This window comes from Nostoc sp. FACHB-190, assembly GCF_014696905.1.
Taxonomy (GTDB): domain Bacteria; phylum Cyanobacteriota; class Cyanobacteriia; order Cyanobacteriales; family Nostocaceae; genus Nostoc_B.
Genome location: NZ_JACJQW010000001.1, coordinates 628258 through 650393, shown reverse-complemented (window position 1 = coordinate 650393; position 22136 = coordinate 628258). Strand labels below are relative to the sequence as shown.

19 protein-coding genes and 1 tRNA gene are annotated in these 22136 nt (G+C 42.1%); 13 read left to right on the top strand and 7 right to left on the bottom strand.

The genetic code is table 11. The features are described from left to right. Positions 1-13 precede the first annotated feature (13 nt). Positions 14-95: transfer RNA gene (locus tag H6G28_RS02855), tRNA-Leu, on the bottom strand. Positions 96-449: 354 nt separating this feature from the next. Here H6G28_RS02855 and murA point away from each other — a divergent pair. Continuing rightward, entirely contained in the window at positions 450-1823 is a 1374-nt protein-coding gene (gene murA / locus H6G28_RS02850) for a UDP-N-acetylglucosamine 1-carboxyvinyltransferase (RefSeq protein WP_190588309.1), read from the top strand. Between the two features lie 217 nt (positions 1824-2040). Further along, positions 2041-2916 carry a M48 family metallopeptidase gene (locus H6G28_RS02845; protein WP_190587933.1) on the top strand — a complete coding sequence of 292 codons (876 nt, stop codon included), beginning with the start codon at positions 2041-2043 and terminating at the stop codon, positions 2914-2916. A 167-nt stretch (positions 2917-3083) separates the two neighbouring features. Here the strand turns inward: H6G28_RS02845 and H6G28_RS02840 are convergent, their stop codons facing one another. Next, positions 3084-4502, bottom strand: coding sequence for a DUF3370 domain-containing protein (locus H6G28_RS02840; RefSeq protein WP_190668827.1), 1419 nt, complete (start codon positions 4500-4502; stop codon positions 3084-3086). Between the two features lie 161 nt (positions 4503-4663). On the opposite strand from H6G28_RS02840, the gene H6G28_RS02835 reads away from it, so the two are divergent. The 6 genes from H6G28_RS02835 (at position 4664) to H6G28_RS02810 (ending at position 12121) form a co-directional block, all read left to right on the top strand. Continuing rightward, on the top strand, positions 4664-6910 hold the full coding sequence (locus H6G28_RS02835; protein ID WP_190668825.1) for an ATP-binding protein: 2247 nt from the start codon (positions 4664-4666) through the stop codon (positions 6908-6910). A 5-nt stretch (positions 6911-6915) separates the two neighbouring features. Beyond that, entirely contained in the window at positions 6916-7365 is a 450-nt protein-coding gene (locus tag H6G28_RS02830) for a response regulator (protein ID WP_190587935.1), read from the top strand. 2 nt (positions 7366-7367) lie between these two features. After that, a complete protein-coding gene (locus tag H6G28_RS02825; protein WP_190668823.1) occupies positions 7368-10271 on the top strand; it encodes a response regulator in 2904 nt (967 codons plus the stop codon). A 241-nt stretch (positions 10272-10512) separates the two neighbouring features. Beyond that, positions 10513-10899 carry a hypothetical protein gene (locus H6G28_RS02820; RefSeq protein ID WP_190587937.1) on the top strand — a complete coding sequence of 129 codons (387 nt, stop codon included), beginning with the start codon at positions 10513-10515 and terminating at the stop codon, positions 10897-10899. Beyond that, entirely contained in the window at positions 10899-11231 is a 333-nt protein-coding gene (locus tag H6G28_RS02815; protein ID WP_190587938.1) for a hypothetical protein, read from the top strand. The genes H6G28_RS02820 and H6G28_RS02815 overlap by 1 nt, the downstream gene beginning before the upstream one ends. 251 nt (positions 11232-11482) lie before the next feature. Further along, on the top strand, positions 11483-12121 hold the full coding sequence (locus H6G28_RS02810; RefSeq protein ID WP_190587939.1) for a histidine phosphatase family protein: 639 nt from the start codon (positions 11483-11485) through the stop codon (positions 12119-12121). A 195-nt stretch (positions 12122-12316) separates the two neighbouring features. Here H6G28_RS02810 and H6G28_RS02805 read toward each other — a convergent pair whose 3' ends face one another. The 4 genes from H6G28_RS02805 to H6G28_RS02790 form a co-directional block, all read right to left on the bottom strand. Continuing rightward, positions 12317-12748 carry an NUDIX hydrolase gene (locus H6G28_RS02805; protein WP_190587940.1) on the bottom strand — a complete coding sequence of 144 codons (432 nt, stop codon included), beginning with the start codon at positions 12746-12748 and terminating at the stop codon, positions 12317-12319. A gap of 8 nt (positions 12749-12756) precedes the next feature. Further along, positions 12757-13209: a DUF3531 family protein gene (locus tag H6G28_RS02800; protein WP_190587941.1), complete on the bottom strand. Its 453-nt coding sequence runs from the start codon at positions 13207-13209 to the stop codon at positions 12757-12759. A 440-nt stretch (positions 13210-13649) separates the two neighbouring features. After that, the gene (locus H6G28_RS02795) at positions 13650-13946 is read right to left on the bottom strand and encodes a DUF3593 domain-containing protein (protein WP_190668821.1); all 297 of its coding nucleotides are present in this window, start codon (positions 13944-13946) and stop codon (positions 13650-13652) included. Next, entirely contained in the window at positions 13943-14290 is a 348-nt protein-coding gene (locus H6G28_RS02790; protein WP_190588311.1) for a DUF2499 domain-containing protein, read from the bottom strand. The genes H6G28_RS02795 and H6G28_RS02790 overlap by 4 nt, the downstream gene beginning before the upstream one ends. Before the next feature lie 175 nt (positions 14291-14465). On the opposite strand from H6G28_RS02790, the gene csaB reads away from it, so the two are divergent. The 5 genes from csaB to H6G28_RS02765 all read left to right on the top strand — a co-directional run bounded on the left by csaB (position 14466) and on the right by H6G28_RS02765 (position 20794). Continuing rightward, on the top strand, positions 14466-15503 hold the full coding sequence (gene csaB / locus H6G28_RS02785; RefSeq protein ID WP_190668819.1) for a polysaccharide pyruvyl transferase CsaB: 1038 nt from the start codon (positions 14466-14468) through the stop codon (positions 15501-15503). A 96-nt stretch (positions 15504-15599) separates the two neighbouring features. Further along, entirely contained in the window at positions 15600-16400 is an 801-nt protein-coding gene (locus tag H6G28_RS02780) for a PD-(D/E)XK nuclease family protein (protein ID WP_190668817.1), read from the top strand. A 57-nt stretch (positions 16401-16457) separates the two neighbouring features. Continuing rightward, positions 16458-17093: a GNAT family N-acetyltransferase gene (locus tag H6G28_RS02775; protein ID WP_190668815.1), complete on the top strand. Its 636-nt coding sequence runs from the start codon at positions 16458-16460 to the stop codon at positions 17091-17093. 53 nt (positions 17094-17146) lie between these two features. Next, positions 17147-19621, top strand: coding sequence for a single-stranded-DNA-specific exonuclease RecJ (locus tag H6G28_RS02770; protein WP_190668890.1), 2475 nt, complete (start codon positions 17147-17149; stop codon positions 19619-19621). A gap of 462 nt (positions 19622-20083) precedes the next feature. Then, on the top strand, positions 20084-20794 hold the full coding sequence (locus tag H6G28_RS02765) for a choice-of-anchor E domain-containing protein (RefSeq protein ID WP_190668813.1): 711 nt from the start codon (positions 20084-20086) through the stop codon (positions 20792-20794). 411 nt (positions 20795-21205) lie between these two features. Here H6G28_RS02765 and cobS read toward each other — a convergent pair whose 3' ends face one another. Next, the gene (gene cobS, locus H6G28_RS02760; protein ID WP_190668811.1) at positions 21206-21982 is read right to left on the bottom strand and encodes an adenosylcobinamide-GDP ribazoletransferase; all 777 of its coding nucleotides are present in this window, start codon (positions 21980-21982) and stop codon (positions 21206-21208) included. Between the last annotated feature and the right edge of the window lie 154 nt (positions 21983-22136).

The following is a 22136-nucleotide window of genomic DNA, read 5'->3' as shown; positions in this document are numbered from 1 at the left end:
TTTTACTCTAAAATGCGGAACCCGGGACTTGAACCCGGAAGCCTTGCGGCACTAGAACCTGAATCTAGCGCGTCTGCCAATTCCGCCAGTTCCGCGTGACATTCGTTTTTTAATCGACAATTTCTAATTGTTACTCAATTATTTATTTTTGTCAACTTATATTCAAAATATCTGTATCGTAGATATTTTAAATTCCAGATTGGGAACTATGATGAGTGGTTGAGTTTCCTACAACTCAAAGACCATCCCTAAAAAAACAGCGCCTATAGTCTACTAAGTATTGAAATTTACCATTACATCTGAGATTAATTACCGTTATTTTTTGCCCTCAACTCACGAGCCAAAAAATATATTGATTAATCCAAAATGTAGACAAATGAAATCTTTACTGTAGAATCAAAACCAACTTCAACCCTTGAAAATTAAGTATTATTTTTGGAGGTAGGCTTATTAATCCTTCTACCAGCTTACCAGATGCCAAGCTTGCACCTCAAGCAGACTCCTCAGTCTTGCAAATTTTCGGTGGGCATCGTTTGCACGGTCATGTCAAAATTAGCGGGGCAAAAAATTCAGCACTGGTAATCATGGCTGGAGCATTGCTCTGTTCTGGAGATTGTCACATCCGCAATGTTCCCTTGTTGGCGGATGTCGAAAAAATGGGACAAGTTTTATCAGCTTTAGGTGTAAAGGTTTCACGCCAAGGCGATATTTTAGACATTAACGCCAGTAATATCACTACATCTAAAGCTCCCTACGAACTCGTGACTCAGCTACGAGCCAGTTTTTTTGCGATCGGTTCTATTCTGGCTCGGCTAGGGGTGGCACAAATGCCCTTACCAGGTGGCTGTGCAATTGGCGCTCGACCAGTTGACTTGCATGTCCGGGGACTGCAAGCAATGGGAGCCGAGGTGCAGATTGAACATGGCATTTGTAATGCTTATGTTCCCAATGGTGGCAGATTAAAAGGAGCCAAAATTTACCTCGACACTCCCAGCGTCGGCGCAACAGAAACATTGATGATGGCGGCTACCCTGGCTGATGGCGAAACGATCATCGAAAATGCGGCGCGTGAGCCAGAAGTTGCAGATTTAGCGAATTTCTGTAACGCAATGGGAGCCAAAATTCACGGTGCTGGTACTAGTGTCATCACCATTGAAGGTGTCCCGCAATTGCATTCTGTTGACTACAGCATTATCCCCGATCGCATTGAAACCGGCACCTTTTTGGTAGCTGGTGCAATTACACGTTCGGACATCTTATTATCTCCAGTTGTACCCGACCATTTAATTCCCGTAATTGCCAAACTGCGGGAAATCGGTGTGCAGATTATTGAAGAAGCCCCAGACTGCTTGCGAATACTACCTGCGGAAACTCTCAAGGCGACATATATTGAAACCTTGCCCCATCCTGGTTTCCCCACAGATATGCAAGCACCGTTCATGGCGTTGCTCACCTTAGCAGAAGGTGACAGCATCATTAACGAGTCTGTGTTTGAAAATCGCTTGCGCCATGCTTCCGAGTTAAACCGCTTGGGTGCAGATATTCGCGTTAAAGGTAATGCAGCTTTTGTGCGCGGAGTCCCTAATTTATCGGGTGCGCCTGTTATTGGTACAGACTTACGGGCATCAGCAGCCCTCGTCTTAGCTGGCTTGGCGGCTGATGGACAAACCACTTTCCAAGGCTTGCATCACCTCGATCGCGGTTATGATCGTCTTGATATCAAGTTGCAGCAATTGGGAGCTAAAATCAAGCGCGTCAACGAAGTCTCAACCCCTGGGGTGACTTCTAATGGCAGCACTCCCCCGGTCACAATTGCTAATTAGAGGGGAGTGTAGAGAGAGGGGGGAGTGTGGGGAGTGTGGGGAGAGAGGGGAGTGTGGGGGGAAAGATTTCTTCACCATCCTCCCACACCTCCCACCCCTCCCACCCCTCCCACACTTACCCCCTTCTTCCACCGAATGAATCGTTATACTAGCTTGTGGATGGCTGTTAAATTAGCAGCCAAGTTTTTACAGTCTTTGTGTTCAAGCTGGCTATATCATGTCATTCATTAAAACTCCGCTAATTGGTTTAAAAGCTGACTCCTTTCGTCATCCCTTAGACTTGGAATCTACCAAAGCTCTCAAACAAATACCTGGTATTGATTTGATGGTGCGAAATTGGCTGGGGCCAATGGCGGAGCAGATTTTTTATGTAGAAAATATTGCTTCTAGTGTTTTAGTCAGTGAAAATCAACTGCCAGATTTACATAAATTATTATTAGAAGCTTGCAAAGTTTTAGATATTGAACCGCCGCAATTATACGTCCGACAACATCCAGCACCCAACGCTTATACTTTTGCGATGCGGGGTAAACAACCTTTTGTGGTGTTGCATACTTCCTTGATAGATATCCTCACACCAGAAGAAATTCAGGCGGTAATTGCCCATGAGTTAGGGCATCTAAAATGCGACCATAGTGTTTATTTAACGCCTGTAAATTTACTGGTATTAGCGGCAGCAATTGTGCCGAATGTGGGGAACTTTTTGGCGCAAGCCATCCAAACACAACTTTTAGAATGGGTACGTTGTGCTGAGTTTACCTGCGATCGCGCCGCTTTACTAGCCACCCAAAACCCCAAGGTGGTTATGTCTGTACTCATGAAACTGGCTGGTGGTTCGCCCACACTTGCACCGCAACTCAACCTCGATGCCTTTGTTGCCCAAGCCCGTGCTTATGATGAAATTAGTAAAACAGAATTGGGCGAAATGGTGAAAGTCGCCCGCACAGCCCAATTAAGCCATCCCGTACCAGTGCTACGCGCCAGAGAAATTGACCGTTGGGCGAGTAGTCAAGAATATCAAACTTTACTGCAAACTCATGGGTTGAAAAGTTCTGGTGAAGTACCAACAAAAGGCGGCTGGCGGAACTGGTAAATTGGCATTCAAAGGGAGTAGGGAGTGGGGAGAAGGGGTGTGGGAGGTGTGGGAGGATGGTGAAGAAATCTTTCCCCCCACACTCCCCTCTCTCCCCACACTTCCCCCTCTCTCTATACTCCCCTCTCCCCAAACGTGAGAAATTCGGGGATGAGTAATTTTGATTACTACTCTAAAGTTCGGACAGTCAAAACCTGCGGTGGTGTTGAGTCTGGTGGATAAATCACGTCTACTTGTAGATTTCTTTGGCTGGCGGGTGGGAGAACAAACTGCACCAATGGTTCTAAAACCTGGCCAGTTCTGTGCCATAAATGCACATACCGCGTTTTCTTTTGTCCTTGGTCATCAACATAACGCAGTCGTACTGTCCCGCGAAAGAAGGGAAAATCAAGTGATGGTTTGCGGAAACGAATGCCACCTTGAGATAACTTGTCTTCTTTTAAAGGTGTTTCTAGGGTGACGGTGACTTTTTGAGTTTGGTTTGTCTGATTTTTTAACGGCAAACTCAGGTTATATTCCACCCCATAATTACCGTGTGCTTCGTAGGCGGTATCAGGATAGCGCACCAACATTTTAGCTGTTTGGATTTGGTCAGTACCCAATCGACCGCCCCGGAGAGTAACTAAAGGATAGGAAATACCTTTACCGCGTTCAGGAATAGTTAAATACTGGGCTTTGGGATTATCTACCAAGTTAGCTTGCCATTGGGAACCTTGAGAAACACCAGCCACACGTCCGTAAATAAGAGAACCGCTAGTAGCATTGGGTGGGGTTGGGGTTTTATCTCTCGGCCCGGCAAAACTGCCATTGTTTAATAAAGCTTGCCATTCACTTAAAGTTGGCGCACGGTCAGAATTATCAGCATTTTTTTTAGCAAACATCGCCAAACTAGCCGCGTATACTTTACCGCTACTCTGCAAGCGCAAAAAACTAGAACGACCATTCACAGGCTTGGCTAAATTTCTCACAGGAATTGGATGATTTAATAACATCCGGCTACCACCAGGAGGAATGACGAACCTGGCGGGGAAATCTGCTTGACGCACACCCCGCAACACATCACTGACAGCCCTCGCCCCTGGGCCAGAATAAACCTTGCCATCATTATTTTCTAGGTAAGGCGCTAAGGTCACAAAGGGCGCATCCTGCATTAAATAACTTGCGCCCTGCAAGACATTAACTGTCACAGGTTTTTTACTAGGATTTTGGAGTATGACACCGATATAGAGAGTTTGTAAATCTTTGGGCGTGTGGGTGTAATGATGGGCAAATAAATCGAAGCGTCCCTGAAAGGGAAAATTGAGGTGGGCGGCGGGGACTTTTTTATTATTAGCGGGAAAGGTAGAAAGTAAAATCCCTTCGTTTTTAATCCATTCGGGGCTGTTACTGTTAAACACCGGGATGGTATCTAACTTACCGGGTAAGGCGCGGACTTCTCCTGGTTGGATGATTTCTTGGGGTGCTGGTTTGGGGGAAGTTTGGGCGACAACTGCGGAGTTATTTTTATCAGTTGTGCAGCCGACTGCTTGAATAATAGCCAGTCCAAATAAAAGTGTGAATATTGGTAATGCTAGTTTCTGGGGCATAAATTCAGGAAATGGAAGTGTTGACAATATTTCTGCTAACTACAACGTGAGTTCAACGAATTAATGCAAAATCCAAAATCTAAAATCTAAAATCTAAAATTACAATAAGGGAGATTACGGAGATCAGTTACGGGCAGTGGCTGGAGTTGGGTGGTTAGTGTATGGCTGATGAAATAATAGATTTAACAAATTGCGATCGCGAGCCGATTCACATTCCAGGTTTAATTCAGCCTCACGGAGTTTTGCTGGTTTTGCAAGATGCTCACCTCGAAATTATCCAAGTTAGTGATAACACTGAAAAAATCATTGGTCATCCACCAGAGGCACTTTTAGGCAAACATTTATCAGTTTTATTTGATACCAAGCAAATTCAAAAAATTCAGCAATGCCTCACCGCAGATTTCGAGACAATTAATCCCCTGGATTTATCAATTAAGCATGGCAATAAATTGCGGTACTTTGATGGCATTATCCACCACTCAGACACAGTAATTCTTTTGGAATTAGAGCCGAAAAAAGTTAACCAAAAAGCTGATTTTGTTGATTTTTATCATCAGGTAAAATGCACAATTACCCGGATGCAAAAATCTGTCACACTACGAGAAATGTGCCAAGTTGTTGTTCAAGAAGTGCGGCGGATTACTGGCTTTGAGCGGGTGATGATTTATCAATTTGATGGGGAAGGTGCAGGTTGTGTGATTGCTGAAGATACTGATTTAGCAATTCCTTATCTAGATTTACACTACCCATCTTCGGATATTCCCAAGCAAGCCCGACATCTTTACACCCTCAATTGGCTGCGGTTAATTCCTGATGTTAACTACCAACCTGCACCGTTAATTCCTCATAATAATCCTCTGACAAATCAACCACTCGATTTAAGTTTGTCTGTGTTGCGGAGTGTGTCTCCAATTCATTTGGAGTACTTACATAATATGAATGTGACAGCTTCAATGTCTATTTCTTTGTTGCAAAATCAGCAGCTTTGGGGATTAATTGCCTGTCATCATTCATCACCTAAATATATTCCTTACAATATCCGTACCATTTGCGAATTTATTGGGCAGGTAATGTCTGTGGAACTGGCAAACAAAGAAGCCAGTGAAGATATTGACTACAAAATGCAGTTGAAGTCCTTACAAACTCAATTTGTGGAGGCTTTGTCCCAGTCTAAGTATTTTTTGCATGGGATGGTGCAGTTACAATCTCAATTACTGAATTTGGTGAATGCTACAGGGGCAGTAATTTGCAGTGGTAATCAATTTATCCCTGTGGGTGAAGTGCCATCAGAGGCAGAGGTAAATGCTTTACTGAACTGGATGAAACCACGGCTACATCATAGTTTATTTGCAACGCGATCGCTCTCTCAAGATTATCCCCCAAGCGAGTCATTCCGCGCGATCGCTAGTGGTGTGTTAGCTTTGGAAATTTCACGGGTACAACACAATTACTTGATTTGGTTTCGCCCAGAAGTAATCGAAACTGTCAACTGGGGTGGCAATCCGCACAAACCTGTGGAAGTATTATCTGATGGCAGTTTGCGAATGTCACCACGCAAATCTTTCGAGTTGTGGCAAGAAACGGTGCGGGGTTGCGCTTTACCTTGGAAACCCAGCGAAATTGCCGCCGTTACCGAACTGCGAAGTTTAATTGTCGGTGTTGTCTTACGACAAGCCGATGAACTCGCCTCTATGAATTTTGAATTACAACGCAGCAACGAAGAACTTGATTCTTTTGCTTATATTGCTTCCCACGATTTGAAGGAACCACTGCGCGGGATTCATAACTACGCTAATTTCTTAATGGAAGATTATGCCGAAACGCTCAAGGGTGATGGGGTGGCGAAACTACAAACCCTGGTGCGCTTAACCCAGCGTATGGAAGATTTAATTAATTCTCTGCTGCATTTTTCGCGGTTGGGACGGGCGGAACTGATGCGCCAACCAGTCAACCTGAATGATTTAGTCCAGCAGGTAATTCATACCCTCAGCATTACCCGCCCACAAAGTGAAATAGAATTTCGGCTTCCCCAAACTCTGCCCAGTATAGAATGCGATCGCGCCCAGGTAAATGAATTATTCACAAACTTAATCAGCAATGCCATGAAGTACAACGATAAAGCCCAAAAATGGGTAGAAATTGGCTATATTCCCCAGGAAGACACCTCCCAACAGCCAATTTTCTATGTGCGTGATAATGGCATTGGCATTTTAGAAAAGCACCTCGACAAAATCTTTCAAATCTTTCGCCGCTTACATGGACGAGATGAATTTGGCGGTGGAACTGGTGCAGGCTTAACCATTGCTCGCAAAATTGTGGAACGCCACGGCGGGAGGATTTGGGTAGAATCTACACCCAAGCAAGGTAGTACATTTTACTTTACATTAACAGCAGAGGCAATCAATTGAAGACAATGAGAACTGCGCCCATACCCCTGCTGTTAGTGGTGGAAGACAGCAACGAAGACTTTGAAGCCCTGCAAAGATTGTTGGAGCGATCGCCCATTCAAGTACCGATTCAGCGATGCGTCAATGGAGAGCAAGCCTTGGCTTTTCTGCATCGTACTGGTAACTATAGCGACATCTGCTTTTCTCCGGGCTTGATTGTCTTGGATTTAAATCTGCCGGGAACCGATGGCCGAGAAGTATTGCGCCAGATCAAGCAGGATGATAATCTAAAGACCGTTCCGGTTGTGGTATTTACCACCTCCAATAACCCCAAAGATATCGAAGATTGTTACCGCTACGGAGTTAACAGCTACATCGTTAAACCGATTAATTTTGAGCAGCTAAAACGAGATGTGCAAACATTGATCCAATACTGGTTTGAGGTGACAACACTTCCTGAACACCTGGAGTATTAATCATGGTTCAAGCTCGGTGCAACGTCTTAATTGTCGATGATTCTCCTGAAGACCGAGAATTTTATCGGCAGTGTTTGTTGCGCGATCGCGATTACTCCTACAATATTTGGGAAGCCACCTTGGGGAGTCAAGGCCTGGAACTTTGCCAGCAACAACCAGATGTGATTTTGCTGGATTATCGCTTGCCTGATTTGGATGGCTTAGAATTTCTCGCTCAGTTAAAAGCTTTTAGCCAACAGCCTGAATTACCCGTAATTATGGTAACAGGCCAAGGCAGTGAAGCGATCGCTGTCCAAGTCATGAAAGCAGGCGCACAAGATTATCTCGTCAAAGAACACATCACCCCAGCAACTTTGCAACGAGCAGTTCAGGGAGCCATTGAAACAGTCCAGTTGCGGAATCAATTACAACAGCGCATCAAGCGAGAAAGATTAACAGCACAAATTATCCAAAAAATTCATCAATCCTTAGATTTACAGGAAATTCTGCAAACAACAGTCACCGAGGTCAGACAGTTTCTCCACACAGATCGAGTTGTGATTGTCCGTTGGCAACCAGATAATAGCGGCATTGTTACCAACGAATCAGTCGGTGCAGGATGGACACCACTGTTGTCTACTTGCTTATATAACCCTTGTTTCAAAGAATACTATACTGAATTTGCTCATCAGGGATTAATCTCTGTCAAACCGAATATTTATGATGGCACTCTCAATTCCTGGCACATCGAATTGTTAACAAATTTACAAGTCCAGTCCAAAATAGTTGTGCCGATTTTGCAAGACCAACAACTGTGGGGAATGCTGATTGTGCATCATTGTCAAGCTCCCCGTCAATGGCAGCCTTTAGAAATTGATTTGCTCCAAGAATTAGCCACTGCTCTGGGTATCGCCCTACGACAAGCAGAACTTTATCAGCAAACACAACATGAATTAATTGAACGTCGAAAAGTAGAAACAGAACTGCGAGCCAATGAAGAACGCTTCCGTACTTCCGTAGAAAACATTTTAGATTGCTTGGGGATTTACACAGCCATCAGAAACGAGCAAGGAGAGATTATCGATTTCCGTACGGAATATGTTAACCATGCAGCTTGTCTCAACAATCACATGAGCTATGAACAGCAAATTGGGCGGGGGTTGTGTGAATTATTGCCAGGACATCGAGAGAGTGGGTTGTTTGCAGAATATTGTCAGGTAGTTGAAAGCGGACAGTCACTGATGAAAGAAAACCTGATTTACAGTGATGAATATGGCGAGAAATATTTAACTAGAGCATTTGATATCCGCGTGGCGAAATTTGGGGATGGCTTTATTGCCACCTGGAGAGATATCACCCATCGCAAACAAGCCGAACAATCACTGCAAGACAGTGAAGAACGCTTCCGCACCCTGGCTGATAATATGTCGCAATTTGCCTGGATGGCGGATGCAAGCGGCTGGATATTTTGGTATAACCAACGCTGGTTTGATTACACAGGTACAACTCTAGAAGAAATGCAGGGATGGGGCTGGCAAAAAATCCACCATCCCGATCATTTAAATCGGGTAATCCAACACTTCCGCCACTGTTTAACAACAGGTGAAGCCTGGGAAGATACCTTTCCCCTGCGGGGCAATGATGGGGAGTATCGTTGGTTTTTGTCCCGTGCTATTCCCATCCGTGATCAGCAGGGTGAAATATTACGTTGGTTTGGCACAAATACTGACATTACTGAACAAAAGCAAGCGGAAGAAGAACGTAGTTTGCTGTTAGAAAAAGAACAACTAGCCAGAGCCGAAGCCGAACGCGCCAACCGCATCAAAGATGAATTTTTAGCCATTCTCTCTCACGAATTGCGATCGCCCCTCAACCCGATTTTAGGTTGGGCAAAACTGCTGCAAACCCGCCAATTTGATGCCGCGAAAACCGCCGAAGCTTTAGCCACCATTGAACGTAACGCTAAATTACAGTGTCAATTAATTGATGATTTGCTAGATGTGGCGAAGATTTTGCGGGGCAAACTCAACATAGATGAGGCTCCCGTAAATTTAGTATTTGTCTTAGAAGCCGCACTGGATACAGTCAGAACAGCCGCCATCGCCAAGTCAATTTTGTTACATTCCACCATGCCCCAAATTGGGCAAGTATCCGGTGATTCGGCACGACTACAGCAAATTTTCTGGAATCTGCTATCGAATGCCATTAAATTTACCCCGGCTGGTGGACGAGTCGATGTGCAATTACAGCGTGTTGATCATCAAGCACAAATCACCATCAGCGATACAGGTAAAGGCATCAAACCTGATTTTCTGCCCCATATTTTTGAATCATTCCGCCAAGAAGATGCTTCAACAACTCGTAAATATGGTGGATTGGGGTTGGGGTTAGCCATTGTGCGCTATTTGCTGGAAGCTCACGGCGGTACAATTCAAGCCGACAGCCCCGGTGAAGGATTAGGGGCGACATTCACAGTTAAATTGCCCTTGTTAGCTACTACATCAGTGCGGAGTCAACCTGATGAATTATCAACACCAGAACTAGATTTAACCGGAATTAAAGTCTTAATTGTCGATGATGAACCCGATGCGCGAGAATTAGTCACAGCAGTACTGGAACAATACGGTGCAGAGATATTAGCTGTAACCCGTGCGGCAGAAGTTTTAGCTTCCCTGGAATCGTTTCAACCAGATGTCTTCATCAGTGATATTGGAATGCCCGATATGGATGGCCATACACTCATTCAACAGATTCGCTCCTTACCAACAGACAAAGGCGGCAAAATAGGTGCGATCGCGCTTTCCGCCTATGCCAGAATAGAAGACCAACAGCGTTCTTTATCTGTCGGTTTTCAACACCACATTTCTAAGCCACTTGATTTAGATAAATTAGTAGAAACCGTCTTTGAACTTGCTCGCAAATCTTAAGTTAACCAAACATATTTAGCCTCTAAAGTTTATGTATTGTGCTTTACACTATGGCATTCCTACATCATTCGTGAACCAAAAGATCCCCGACTTCTTGAAGAAGTCGGGGATCTGAGCCTCTCGATTCTCACCAATCAAATAAGATTACTATATTTATAACCGCTACCAATCACACTTCAAATATCGATAATTATCAGCTATATTAAACTTAGTTTCCTATTCTGATTCAAGCATTAATTAAATGGAAATACTCATTGAATCAACTAAAGCATTTGAAAAAGACTTGGAAAAATTTAACAATAGAGAGAAATTTAAAATTGTTAAGAAATTAAATCGTTATGTTGACCTAATTTCTAAAAAGAGAAACTTACTAGAAAATCAAGCATTTAAATTAAAAAATATTAAATTTAATACTGAGTATGATTCTTCCCTTTATGCCTTAATCATCGATAAAGAAATCAGAATCATACTTACCATAGATGATGACCCAATTTTTGATACAACAGTCATCACCTTATTTAGAGTTGTCAGTACAGAAGATGCTACTCAAGCATATAATTCTGTAGCTGAGTATCTCTACCAAGATTTTAGTATGCAAAATCAAGAAGTTGAGGTTCACTCTAGCTGATGCCACAGATTAAACCACTTTTTGATGAGCATGGTGTAATTTATGAAGCGATGAAAATTTTGCCAGATGAATTGAAAATTGATTTTTTAGAAGCTTTAGCAGAATTAGAAGATAACGAATGTCACAGAACTAGAACTTTTCCTAAAACCAGACTGCGGAAAGTTAAAGGTATTAAACAAGCAATTTACCGCGCCGATATCGATAAATTATCTGGCTGGCGGATTCATCTGCAATATATTGATGGCAAAATTCATTTAAGTGACATTATCGAAGGGCAACGTCATGATGATGTAATTGAAGTGATTAAATCGAAAAAACATCGATATGAGTAGATATTAGGAGGGACTTACGTAAGTGTCACAATTGGTGGTTGGTGCGTGACGCTATAAATCTGAGAACTACGTTTAAATCTTCTCGTTGCGTCACACACCCTACAGAAACAATATGCTAGTTGCGTAAGTCCTGATTGTATTTGATTGACTTTTTTGGTTGATTACTTTGTCCTGGTGTTACATACTCAATTGTGAGATTGATGGTACTTTATAGTTACACAAACTCTTTTATCGCAACTGCAATATAATTTATGACGCTCAATTTATATTTACTGCGACATGGCGAAACTACTTTTAGTCAAAGTGGTAATTTCTGCGGTAAAACTGATGCCGAATTGACAGAAGAAGGAAGACAGATGGCAGAAAGTTTTGCCAATGTTTATCAGAAATTGAAGTGGGAAGCAGCTTATGTTAGCCCGATGAAACGCACAATTGCCACAGCAAAACCATTTTGTGATGCTACTGGTATAGATATGCAGTTGCGTGATGGACTGAGAGAAGGTAGTTATGGCGAATGGGAAGCTAAGAGTAAATCTTTTGCTCAAGATAATTATAGTGAAAACTATGTAAAATGGCTGACAGAACCTGCTTGGAACGCACCCAAAGGTGGCGAAACAGCAGTAGATATTGCTAACCGTTCGATGCCTGTAATTGCGGAAATTCAAGAAAAGCATCCCGCAGGTAATGTGTTAGTAGTTTCCCATAAAGCCACCATTCGGATTTTGCTTTGCAGTTTACTGGGAATTGATTTAGGACGCTATCGCTATCGCGTGAATATTTTGGTCGCGTCGGTAAGTATGGTGAAATTTGATGTTCATGGGCCATTGTTAGAAATATTAGGCGATCGCCATCATATCCCAGATCATCTCCGCTCTCGTCCTGGAACTTAAATTGCTACAAATGTAAATTGTTAAATTAACGAAACCCAACAAAGTCTAGACTTTGTTGGGTTTTGCGATCGCTTGTAACTACTCTCGAAAAAATCTTGGCTTTATAAATCAATACAGTTCAGTTAAGGTGATGAGAGTTGATTTCTCAATTTCTACTCTATAACCTGTAACCTGTCACCTATTACCTGCCTTCTGCTATAAATAATTAAAAAATTCCTCTGGAACTAACCGCAGTTCGCCAGATTTGCAACGGGCAATATCTACCCACAACGCTCGATGATGATGGGTTCCTGATTCCGAAAACATTAAACTTTCTAGTTGATAAAACTTAGAATCAGCAAAATCGCATTGATAAAGTTGAATGATTTCATGCCCTTGCCGATTGTTATAGATAAATAAGTTTTCAATACAACCCAAATAGCGAATGTTAGTTAATTCAGCTTGAATTTCTTCTTGAAATTCTCGCTGTAAAGCTGCATAACTAGTTTCACCAAAATCAACGCCACCACCCAAGGCGCGATAAAATGTGGACTGCTTTGCAGGATCATAGCCTTCAGAAACAAAAATGCGATCGCCATCCCGAATTAGTCCTAAAGCTATGACCCGAATTTCCCCTGATTTACTCATTCTTGTTACTAATTATCGTATATGGAGTAAGAACGGCTTTCGCTATCTTCCACAGGCCAATCTTCATTTTCGCCGCCAATATACAATTGTTCAATAGTGACATATTCTTCACTAAGCTGGGTGAGGGCGTTGATTAAAATATCTAAAGCGATCGCATCACTAGTTCCCAAGTCAAACCAGCAACGCGCCCATTGTCCTTCGTACTCAATCTCACCCATGTTGTGCATCAAAGCTAACAAGCTTTTGTCATAGCCCTGTACATCATAATCCATATAGCTAATTTCTAGCCCTGTTTCTTGGACTTGCAAATTTTCCGCATTAAACGCGCCCAACTTACCCAAGTAAAACCAGGAATTAAAAACTTCTTCTATATATTCTTTTTCCCGTTGTGAAGGAATGGTACTAAACTGCAACCAAATCCAGACATCAAACGGATTAAATTCACGAAACTGAATGTACATTCAACTATCTCAATTACTGTCGTTCAAAATAAGCATATCAAAGTAGGGAGTAGAGGCTAGGGGTAAGGAGACAGAAGAGATCAGGGAAATGCTTTTATCAGGCAATGTGGTATGACAAAGTGCTGAGAATCCCTAACCTCTAGTCTCTACCTGGATTTCTCTCTTGTGAGAAATCCAGGGGGGTGGGAAGTGTGGGAGGATGGTGAAAAAATCTTTCCCCCCACACTCCCCACACTCCCCCTTTCAAGGGCAGGCTTTTTTTATTAGACAAATTTTTGGGCTTTTAAAACCAAAATTATTGTCTGAACAGTTAAAACTACGTTTCATAATTGAGAATATTCTCAACTATTTATCGAAGGTTTAAAAACCTGCCCTTGAAAGCCACACTCCCCTCTCTCTCCACACTCCCTACCCATACGTGAGAAATTCGGGTCTAGCCTCTAATCTCTAGCCTCTAACCTCTCTTTCACAGCTTGGCGAAAACCAATCACCAGCAAGATGTTAGATAGGGTTAAAAAGACTTCCGCACCCCCATGTAGCCAGTCTACATTTGCCAAAGCTTCGCCATAATGAACTTTGGCGTAAATACCTGCGGGGATGGTAACACCGACAAATACAAGTGTGCCGTAAAATCCATACAATGCTAACCTGGGTACTTGTTGACTGCGGCTAAGAAACCACAAGAAACCCAAATAGGGAAACAGGGAAAGGGCAAACAGGGTTTCTTTTGAGATCATGGTTTTGATTTAATAGATGAGACTGCAACATTATCTGTGACATTTTTGGCAGACTTGCTGGAACGCCAAATCCATACCGCAGCTGCCCACAGTGTAAAATTACCAACTAAAGTCATGGTAGCTTGCAAAGTTACCAGCCATTCTAGAGATTCTGCATTGTCAAAATAATGCCAAGTACAAGCACACATAGCACTCACCAAAGCTGGTAACATAGCCAGGGACAATCCCCACCAACTACGATTACCAGTGAGTTCGCCGTAAGTCCAGATTAACCAAATCGCGGCAATCCACTCAATAACGCTAGAAATGTGAATAATCCAAGTGGGAATTGATAGGGCGTGCATAAATAAGTCAAAAGTCAACAGTCAACAGTCAAAAGTTAATCTTCCTCTGATTCTTTCTTCTGTTCTTCAATCTTCCCACAAGGAAATTCCTCTTTGATTGACAAGATGGCTGACATACTAGGAACTGTTGAGAAAAAGTTGATAATCTAAAATCCAAATTCTGAAGATGGGAACTATGCGGGCGTTATTGTCTGGTTATTATGGCAAAGGTAACGGTGGTGATGAAGCTTTACTGGCGACACTTTTACAAATGTTGCCATCTCATGTTACGCCTGTGGTGCTTTCTGGTAATCCCGAAGAAACGCGCGATCGCTACAATGTAGAAACTTACAACCGGATGGCTATAGTACCTGTGCTGCAAGCTTTACGTTCCTGCGATGCTTTGATTTGGGGCGGTGGTAGTTTAATTCAAGATGTCACCAGCACCATTAGCCCTCTGTATTATGGGGGATTGATGACATTGGCGCAAACAATGAATTTAAAAACCATTGCTTGGGCGCAAGGTATCGGCCCTTTAGTGCGTCCGCAAACGCGCTGGTTAGCAAAGCGAAATTTTGCTGGTTGTACCAAAGTTAGTGTCCGCGATCGCGCCAGTGCGGCTTTATTATCAGATTGGCAAATTCCCCACATCATCGCACCTGATCCTGTTTGGGCGCTACAAGGAAAACCAGTTCCCGAACTTCAAGATTTACCTACGCCGAGAGTTGCTGTAACATTGCGATCGCACCCTCAACTCACCCCAACCCGCCTAGCCAACCTCACCAAAGCATTAGTAGATTTTCAAAAAGCCACCCAAGCATTCATTTTATTACTGCCATTTCAAAAAAGTGAAGATTTAGGCATTGCCCAAGCCATTCAACCCCAGCTTGCTGATGTTAGCCAAATATTGTGTCTAGAAGATCCACAGCTTTTAAGAGGTGTATATCGTGGTGTGGAAATGACAATTGGAATGCGGTTACACAGTTTAATTATGGCTGCGGCTGAAGGTTGTCGCTGTTTTGCACTGAGTTACGATCCCAAAGTCAATCGTTTGATGGAAGATTTAGCAATACCTGGCTGGGATTTAGAAGATTTACCAGATGACGCAAATCTAATTAGTAAAACTTGGCTGGAATATTACGCCAATGGTGAGCCACTTCCGCCTGAAAAAATCCAATCTTTAGTCGATAAAGCCTTAATGCACCGCGAATTGTTGAGTGAAGCTTTGAGTTAAATTTTTGGATATTTGTTAAGGGAAAACCCAGATAAAAATTATTACAAATAAAATAGGGTTCAGCAAGGCGATCGCAGCTAAATCTATAATAGAACAATGCTATCAACTTCTCCTAATTTATTAAGACTATCCCAAGGACAACTCAACTTATTAGAACGTTGTCCCCGTCAGTTTCAGCATACCTATTTAGAGCAACTCAATTCTCCCGCAGATCCAGAACACGAGGAAAGACAAACTTTAGGTAGTCGGTTTCACTTACTCATGCAGCAGCGAGAAATCGGTTTACCAATTGATAGTTTATTACAAGCCGATGCCCAACTACAAAAGTGGATGTCTGCATTTGCTAATGCTGCGCCAGATATTGTAACGCCTACAACAAATAATCAAATTTTCCGCGAAAGCGAACACTATCGTACCTTACAAGTTCAAGATTATTTACTAACTGTTATCTACGATTTATTAATTGCCGATAACCAGCAAGCGCAAATTTTAGATTGGAAAACCTATCCCAAACCACCAGATAAACGCAAATTAGCCCAAAACTGGCAAACACGCCTTTATATGTACGTCTTAGCCGAAACCAGCGAATACTTGCCAGAAAATATCTCAATGACTTACTGGTTTGTTCAGTCTGAAGGTAGACCACAAAATATAAAATACACCTACGATAATAAGCAACATCAGCAAACAGCAAAAAAACTCAATCAGCTATTAAATAATCTAACTACTTGGCTAAAACTTTATCAAAAAAGTCAGCCATTCCCACAAGTTATCGAGACTAGTAAAGTCTGTAATTACTGCCAGTTTGCCGTTCGTTGTCAACGTATACAATCAGGTGAAGATACAGTAATATATCCATTAGTAAATATTGATAACATTCAAGAAGTCACACTGTAAATTTACGTTGTTTTTTTGCGCCTTTGCGCGAAACTTATAATTCTTATTATCTAACTTATGACTACATTTGATGAAAGCGACGCAATTTATGTCCGCGAATTAGGAATTGATGATATCGCCCCTGTATATCATTTGGGTGAAGAATTATTCACCAGCGATTTGTATCCATACCTCTACCGCACTTGGGATGAATGGGAAGTAATTGGACTTTATAATACAGACCCAGAATATTGCTTAGTCGCTGAAACTAGCGGAGAACTAGCGGGATTTATTTTAGGAACAATTATAACTAAAGCATCTTGGACTTATGGTTATATTTTGTGGCTGGGAGTTAACCCAAACTATCAGCGTCAGGGAGTAGCAGATAAACTAGTTGATAAAGTCGTTGCCCGCATGATTGAAGATGGTGCAAGATTCATGTTAGTAGATACTGACCCCACCAATGTAGCCGCAGTTAAATTTTTTAATCGCAAAGGTTTTGGTAATATTCGTCAACATATTTTCTTGTCGATGAATTTAAGTAAACACCCACATTATGGTAGGCTGATTGATTACGAACATCAAAAAGCCGAAAGAGCAGGTTACAGGCGATCGCGTCCCACAATTCGCCCCCGAAAATCTGATGGCGTTGCGAATGAATTAGTCCTCAATCCTTTAGTAAACGAATCCCCAATTATTGAAGACCAAAAGTAGGGAGTAGAGAATAGAAAATTTAAAGTAACAAATAACTATTGGCTATTGACAAAATGCAGTGGATTTTAGCACCTACTGAACAACCTCCAGATTGGTTTATTGCAGCAGTAAAGCAGCACACACCTACATCTAGTGGACTATATGCAGCACAATTATTGTGGCAAAGAGGTATTCAAGATTCTCAACAACTAGCCACTTTTGTTAACTATCAAAATTATCAACCTGCTAATCCCTTTGAATTTGGGGAAGAAATGCACCTAGCAGTAACCAGATTACAACAAGCACGTAAGCTTGGTGAAAAAGTGGCGATTTGGGGAGATTTTGATGCTGATGGTATCACTTCCACTGCGGTGTTATGGGATGGCTTGGGGCAGTTTTTTCAGCAACATACACATTTAACTTATTACATTCCCAATCGCCTCAGAGAATCTCACGGACTGAACAATTCAGGAATTGAGAATTTAGCGAAACAAAATTTTAAATTAATAGTTACTTGTGATACTGGTAGCACAAATATTGATGAAATTATCTATGCTAAACAGTTAGGTATAGATGTCATTGTTACCGACCATCACACTTTACCCGCCCAACGTCCACCAGTTACAGCAATTATTAACCCCCGTTATTTACCAAGCGAACATCCGTTATTTCATCTTTCTGGGGTAGCAGTTGCTTACAAGTTAGTAGAAGCACTTTATCAAACTCTGCCTAATATTCCGCAAGATGCACTGGAAAATTTATTAGATTTAGTCGCAGTCGGATTAATTGCTGACTTGGTACAACTCAAAGGAGATTGTCGGTACTTAGCACAATTGGGAATCCAACGTTTACAAGCAGATTTTAAACAACCACCCACAGCACGACGCAGACCAGGGGTAGGACGATTATTAGAATTGTGCCAAAAAAGTGGCGATCGCCCCACAGATATTTCCTTTGGTTTGGGGCCGCGCATCAACGCAGTTAGCCGCATTCAAGGCGATGCCAGTTTTTGCGTAGAATTACTGACTAGCCGCGATGCCAAACACTGCAATCAATTGGCTGAAGAGACAGAACTTGCCAACACTCGCCGTAAGTCATTACAAAAAGATGTCCAAACCCAAGTAGCCCAAAAACTCACCCAATTAGATTTATCAACAACCAGTGTCATCGTCCTCGAAGATCCCCAATGGCCAGCCGGTGTATTAGGCTTAGTCGCCGGACAAGTAGCCCAAGAAACAGGCCGTCCCACAATTTTGTTAAGCACTGAATTAGCAGGGGAGCAGGGGAGCAGGGGAGCAGGGGAAGAATTAGCTCCTTTATCTTCTAACTCAGCACTCAGCACTCAGCACTCAGCACTCAGCGAGAAGTTGCGTGCGGGGGTTCCCCCCGTTGAGCAAAGTTCGGGGACTCAAAACTCAGCACTCAGCACTCAGCACTCAGCACTTGTACTAGCCCGTGGTTCAGCCCGTTCCATCAATTCTGTTGATTTATATCAACTCGTCAAAGACCAAGCACATTTATTACATCGCTTTGGTGGACATCCCTACGCTGCGGGTTTGAGTTTACCAGTCGAGAATATTCCTTTATTTACCCAAGCAATTAATCAGCAGCTGCGGCAATCTTTGGGTAGTACAGAATTAATGCCTACAGTTCAGGTAGATTTAAAAGTCACGGTAGCAGACTTGGGCAAAGAATTATTCTTAGAACTGAAACTACTAGAACCTTGCGGGATGGGAAACCCAGCCCCAAAACTCCTCATTCAAAACTGCTGGTTTGAAAACGCTTGGCATCGTAATCAGCAAGACTGGCAAGGAAAAAAAGTACAGTACATTAAAACCGATTTTAATATTCGGGATGACTCTACTAAAAATCCTTTTCCTGGTGTGTGGTGGGGACATTACAAAGATGAATTACCTGTAGGCAAAGCTGATTGCATCGTCGAATTAGATTACAACAGTTTCAAAAAACGCTATGAAATCAGATTAATTGCCGTCCGTCCCAGCAATGACTCAGAACTCAGTCAACAATATTCAACACAAATCCTCGACTGGCGCAACCGACCCACTCCCAACTCCCCACTCCCAACTCCCAACTCCCCACTTATCTTAGAACAATGCCCCACTAGCTGGGATCAAATACGTATTTGGTGGCAACGCTCACTTTACAATCATCAACAACTAGTCCTAGCTTGGTCTAAACCTCACCTACAACCACCGCAAGAAATTTGGCAGACTCTAGTTGGCATAGCTAAATATCTGAGTCGTACACAGCAGCTAGTTACTCGCACGCAACTACTAGGAAAATTAGGTATATGCGATCGCAGCTTACTACTAGGCATCAAAGCTTTGAAACATTGCGGATTTATAGCTACCAGACAAGACCGTTATTTACAAATCAGCCAAAATCCTCAAACAATTTCACCGCACCTAGTAGATACAGCCGTTACTCAATTTCTGTCCGCAGTCAGCGAAGAACAGTTTCAGCAACAGTATTTTTCTGAAGTCCCTTTATCTACAATTGTGGCGCTTGTTAATCGACCTCTCAATTGAAATTGCTGAGTCATTACTGTACTCGCTTTTTCACACTTACATACGCAATAAAGCGGATTTACAAATCATAGATAGTGCCTAATTACACCTATAGAAATTTTAAATTTTTAAGATGCAAACTAGTTTTTATGCTCATCATACTAGCTGTTTATCCATTTTCATCATCAAGATATGTATAAAAAAATACTTTATTCATGAGAATTTACGGCTTTGAAAGAGTTGTGGTTTGGCAAAACTTCTGACACTTTTTGATAGTCCAACAAGGCTCTAGCAATACTCTATCTAATTTGCCAACCTTAATACAACTTTATATATATTTCTCAAAGCTAGATTTATCCGGGTTTTTTCCTAATCAAAGCTTCACAGAAATTTCGGTAGATTTAGCAAGCCAAGAACCAAAAACTACAAGTTAGAAATAATGTAGCAATCTTGCGTTTATCCAGTTTGAGAAGATAAATTTCCATGACAACAAAACTATTCCAAACTCTAGCAGCAGCTACCACCGTAGCAGGTATCGTAGCCACCGCAGGCGCAGCAAACGCAGCTTCACTCTCATATACTGGCTCCACAAACTTTAGGAGAACCAATATTACCAATGAAGCCATTAATATCCAGAAGTTTGATGCTACTCTTGGTACATTGAAAGGAGTAACATTACAATTTATTAGCGATATCCAAGGTAGTACTGGTTTTGAAAATTTAGGCGAGTCTCCCACAGACATTACTGTTACTCTTAGCAGTAATGCTAACCTCAGATTAGGAAACACCTCTTTATTTAACATCAGCCCTCAAACATCCCAAACATTTCAAGCTGTTCCTGCATTTGATGGTTTTTTAGATTTTGCTCCACCCTCTGGGAACAGTCTTCAAGGGCTGAATGCGACCCAATCAGACCAAAAGACTATTACAGATAGCCAAATGTTGCAGTCTTTTATTGGTACTGGCAACCTAAACTTCTTATTCTCCGCTTTAGCTACCTCAAATGTTAGTGGTTCTGGTAACGTTGCAAGTTTCATCAATACATTTGCTAAAGGAACTGTTTCCGTTACTTATGACTACGACCCAGCATCTGTACCTGAACCATCTGCTGCAATTGGTCTTGGCTTAGTAGCAGGAATTGGGTTAATGTCCCAACGCAAAAAAATTGGCTCAAAGCGTCTAACTAATTGGTAGAAATAGGTGGGTCTTCTCACCTGATTCAATTTACTAATGCCAATTAATCATCAAAAAGCACATTGCATTAGTTACAAAGGTGTGCATCTGTTAGACCGCTTTCATGTCGATTATTACTGTCAGAATCATTTTTTATTTAACACTGAAAAACCTAGACTTTTAGTCTAGGTTTTTTATTTTGGTTGACACTAGGACTTACTCAACAATACATATATGCTATAGGACTCATATTTGATTTCTGAAAAAAAATCAGTACACCCAGATCAGGCTTCTTTCCTACTCCCTACTCCCTACTCCCTATTCCCTACTCCCTACCTACACAACTAGATTCAGGAATCAAACCTTATTCCTATATCAATTCGCGATCGCTATCTGCCAGTTGCATAAGTCCTGTTAGATTGCTTTTTTGTTTCACTCAAATCCAGTTAACACACAGAGAAATAAGGCTTCTGTCCATTCGACGACTGCGCCGTAGGTATCGCCTGTGTGTCCGCCTAATTTGTGATTAAACCATAGACCTGTGAGAAAGGCGATCGCACTGCCAGCTAGTATCATTGTGAGTGGGAGAAATAGGTTTTGGCTATCTATCAACCACAGCAAACCACCCACACTCAACAGTAACAGCAGTCCCGGAATGACATCTTTGTAGGAACGAATAGCTGCTTTGTGAAATGCACCTTTACCTGTGGGTTTAAGGTAAGGATATCGCCAGATTGCTAGTTGTTGTCCCCACCTTCCCCAACCGCAAGCGGCCATTAAGATTAACCAACGGTGAGTTTCAATTTCTGTTAAGGCTACGGTTTTTAATAATACTATGGCGATCGCTGCCATTGCCCCAAACGCACCGGTGGCACTATCTGTCATCACTTCCAACCGCCTTTCGGGATTGCCTACTGCTAAACCATCCGATGTATCCATTGCACCATCTAAGTGTAATCCTCCAGTCAAAGCAATCCAAGCACAAATAACTAAAGCTGTGCGGGTTAATACTGGCACGCCAAAATAATTCATACCAGTGTCAAATAGCCCTAAAAGTCCGCCAATTATTAATCCAACTAGTGGTGCAAATTGAGATACTGCCTGAAAATCTAAGCCATTAATATTAGGAAAAGGCACAGTACTGTAAAATATTACACTAGCTATGAAGTTGGACAGCGATGTTTTCCACCACTGAAAAAAGTTTGTCATTTTAGTTACTTTTATAGCAGAAATGCTTCAGGGATAATATTGATTACTGTGGTACAACCACTAGTAGATAAGTTTAAAGCTTTGGATAAGATAGCTATTAGTTTACAGACTCGGCTGAAAAATTTTGTTATGCTGGACTCGTTAAGCTAAATTT

What these genes read in the sequence shown, in the direction of transcription:
- H6G28_RS02775 (WP_190668815.1), top strand. Translation starts at nt 16,458, where the DNA reads ATGACTACATTTGATGAAAGCGACGCAATTTATGTCCGCGAATTAGGA.
- H6G28_RS02830 (WP_190587935.1), top strand. Translation starts at nt 6,916, where the DNA reads ATGAGAACTGCGCCCATACCCCTGCTGTTAGTGGTGGAAGACAGCAAC.
- H6G28_RS02765 (WP_190668813.1), top strand. Translation starts at nt 20,084, where the DNA reads ATGACAACAAAACTATTCCAAACTCTAGCAGCAGCTACCACCGTAGCA.
- H6G28_RS02780 (WP_190668817.1), top strand. Translation starts at nt 15,600, where the DNA reads ATGCTATCAACTTCTCCTAATTTATTAAGACTATCCCAAGGACAACTC.
- cobS (WP_190668811.1), bottom strand. Translation starts at nt 21,982, where the DNA reads ATGACAAACTTTTTTCAGTGGTGGAAAACATCGCTGTCCAACTTCATA.
- H6G28_RS02810 (WP_190587939.1), top strand. Translation starts at nt 11,483, where the DNA reads ATGACGCTCAATTTATATTTACTGCGACATGGCGAAACTACTTTTAGT.
- H6G28_RS02845 (WP_190587933.1), top strand. Translation starts at nt 2,041, where the DNA reads ATGTCATTCATTAAAACTCCGCTAATTGGTTTAAAAGCTGACTCCTTT.
- H6G28_RS02820 (WP_190587937.1), top strand. Translation starts at nt 10,513, where the DNA reads ATGGAAATACTCATTGAATCAACTAAAGCATTTGAAAAAGACTTGGAA.
- csaB (WP_190668819.1), top strand. Translation starts at nt 14,466, where the DNA reads ATGCGGGCGTTATTGTCTGGTTATTATGGCAAAGGTAACGGTGGTGAT.
- H6G28_RS02795 (WP_190668821.1), bottom strand. Translation starts at nt 13,946, where the DNA reads ATGATCTCAAAAGAAACCCTGTTTGCCCTTTCCCTGTTTCCCTATTTG.
- H6G28_RS02770 (WP_190668890.1), top strand. Translation starts at nt 17,147, where the DNA reads ATGCAGTGGATTTTAGCACCTACTGAACAACCTCCAGATTGGTTTATT.
- H6G28_RS02805 (WP_190587940.1), bottom strand. Translation starts at nt 12,748, where the DNA reads ATGAGTAAATCAGGGGAAATTCGGGTCATAGCTTTAGGACTAATTCGG.
- H6G28_RS02790 (WP_190588311.1), bottom strand. Translation starts at nt 14,290, where the DNA reads ATGCACGCCCTATCAATTCCCACTTGGATTATTCACATTTCTAGCGTT.
- H6G28_RS02835 (WP_190668825.1), top strand. Translation starts at nt 4,664, where the DNA reads ATGGCTGATGAAATAATAGATTTAACAAATTGCGATCGCGAGCCGATT.
- H6G28_RS02800 (WP_190587941.1), bottom strand. Translation starts at nt 13,209, where the DNA reads ATGTACATTCAGTTTCGTGAATTTAATCCGTTTGATGTCTGGATTTGG.
- H6G28_RS02840 (WP_190668827.1), bottom strand. Translation starts at nt 4,502, where the DNA reads ATGCCCCAGAAACTAGCATTACCAATATTCACACTTTTATTTGGACTG.
- H6G28_RS02825 (WP_190668823.1), top strand. Translation starts at nt 7,368, where the DNA reads ATGGTTCAAGCTCGGTGCAACGTCTTAATTGTCGATGATTCTCCTGAA.
- H6G28_RS02815 (WP_190587938.1), top strand. Translation starts at nt 10,899, where the DNA reads ATGCCACAGATTAAACCACTTTTTGATGAGCATGGTGTAATTTATGAA.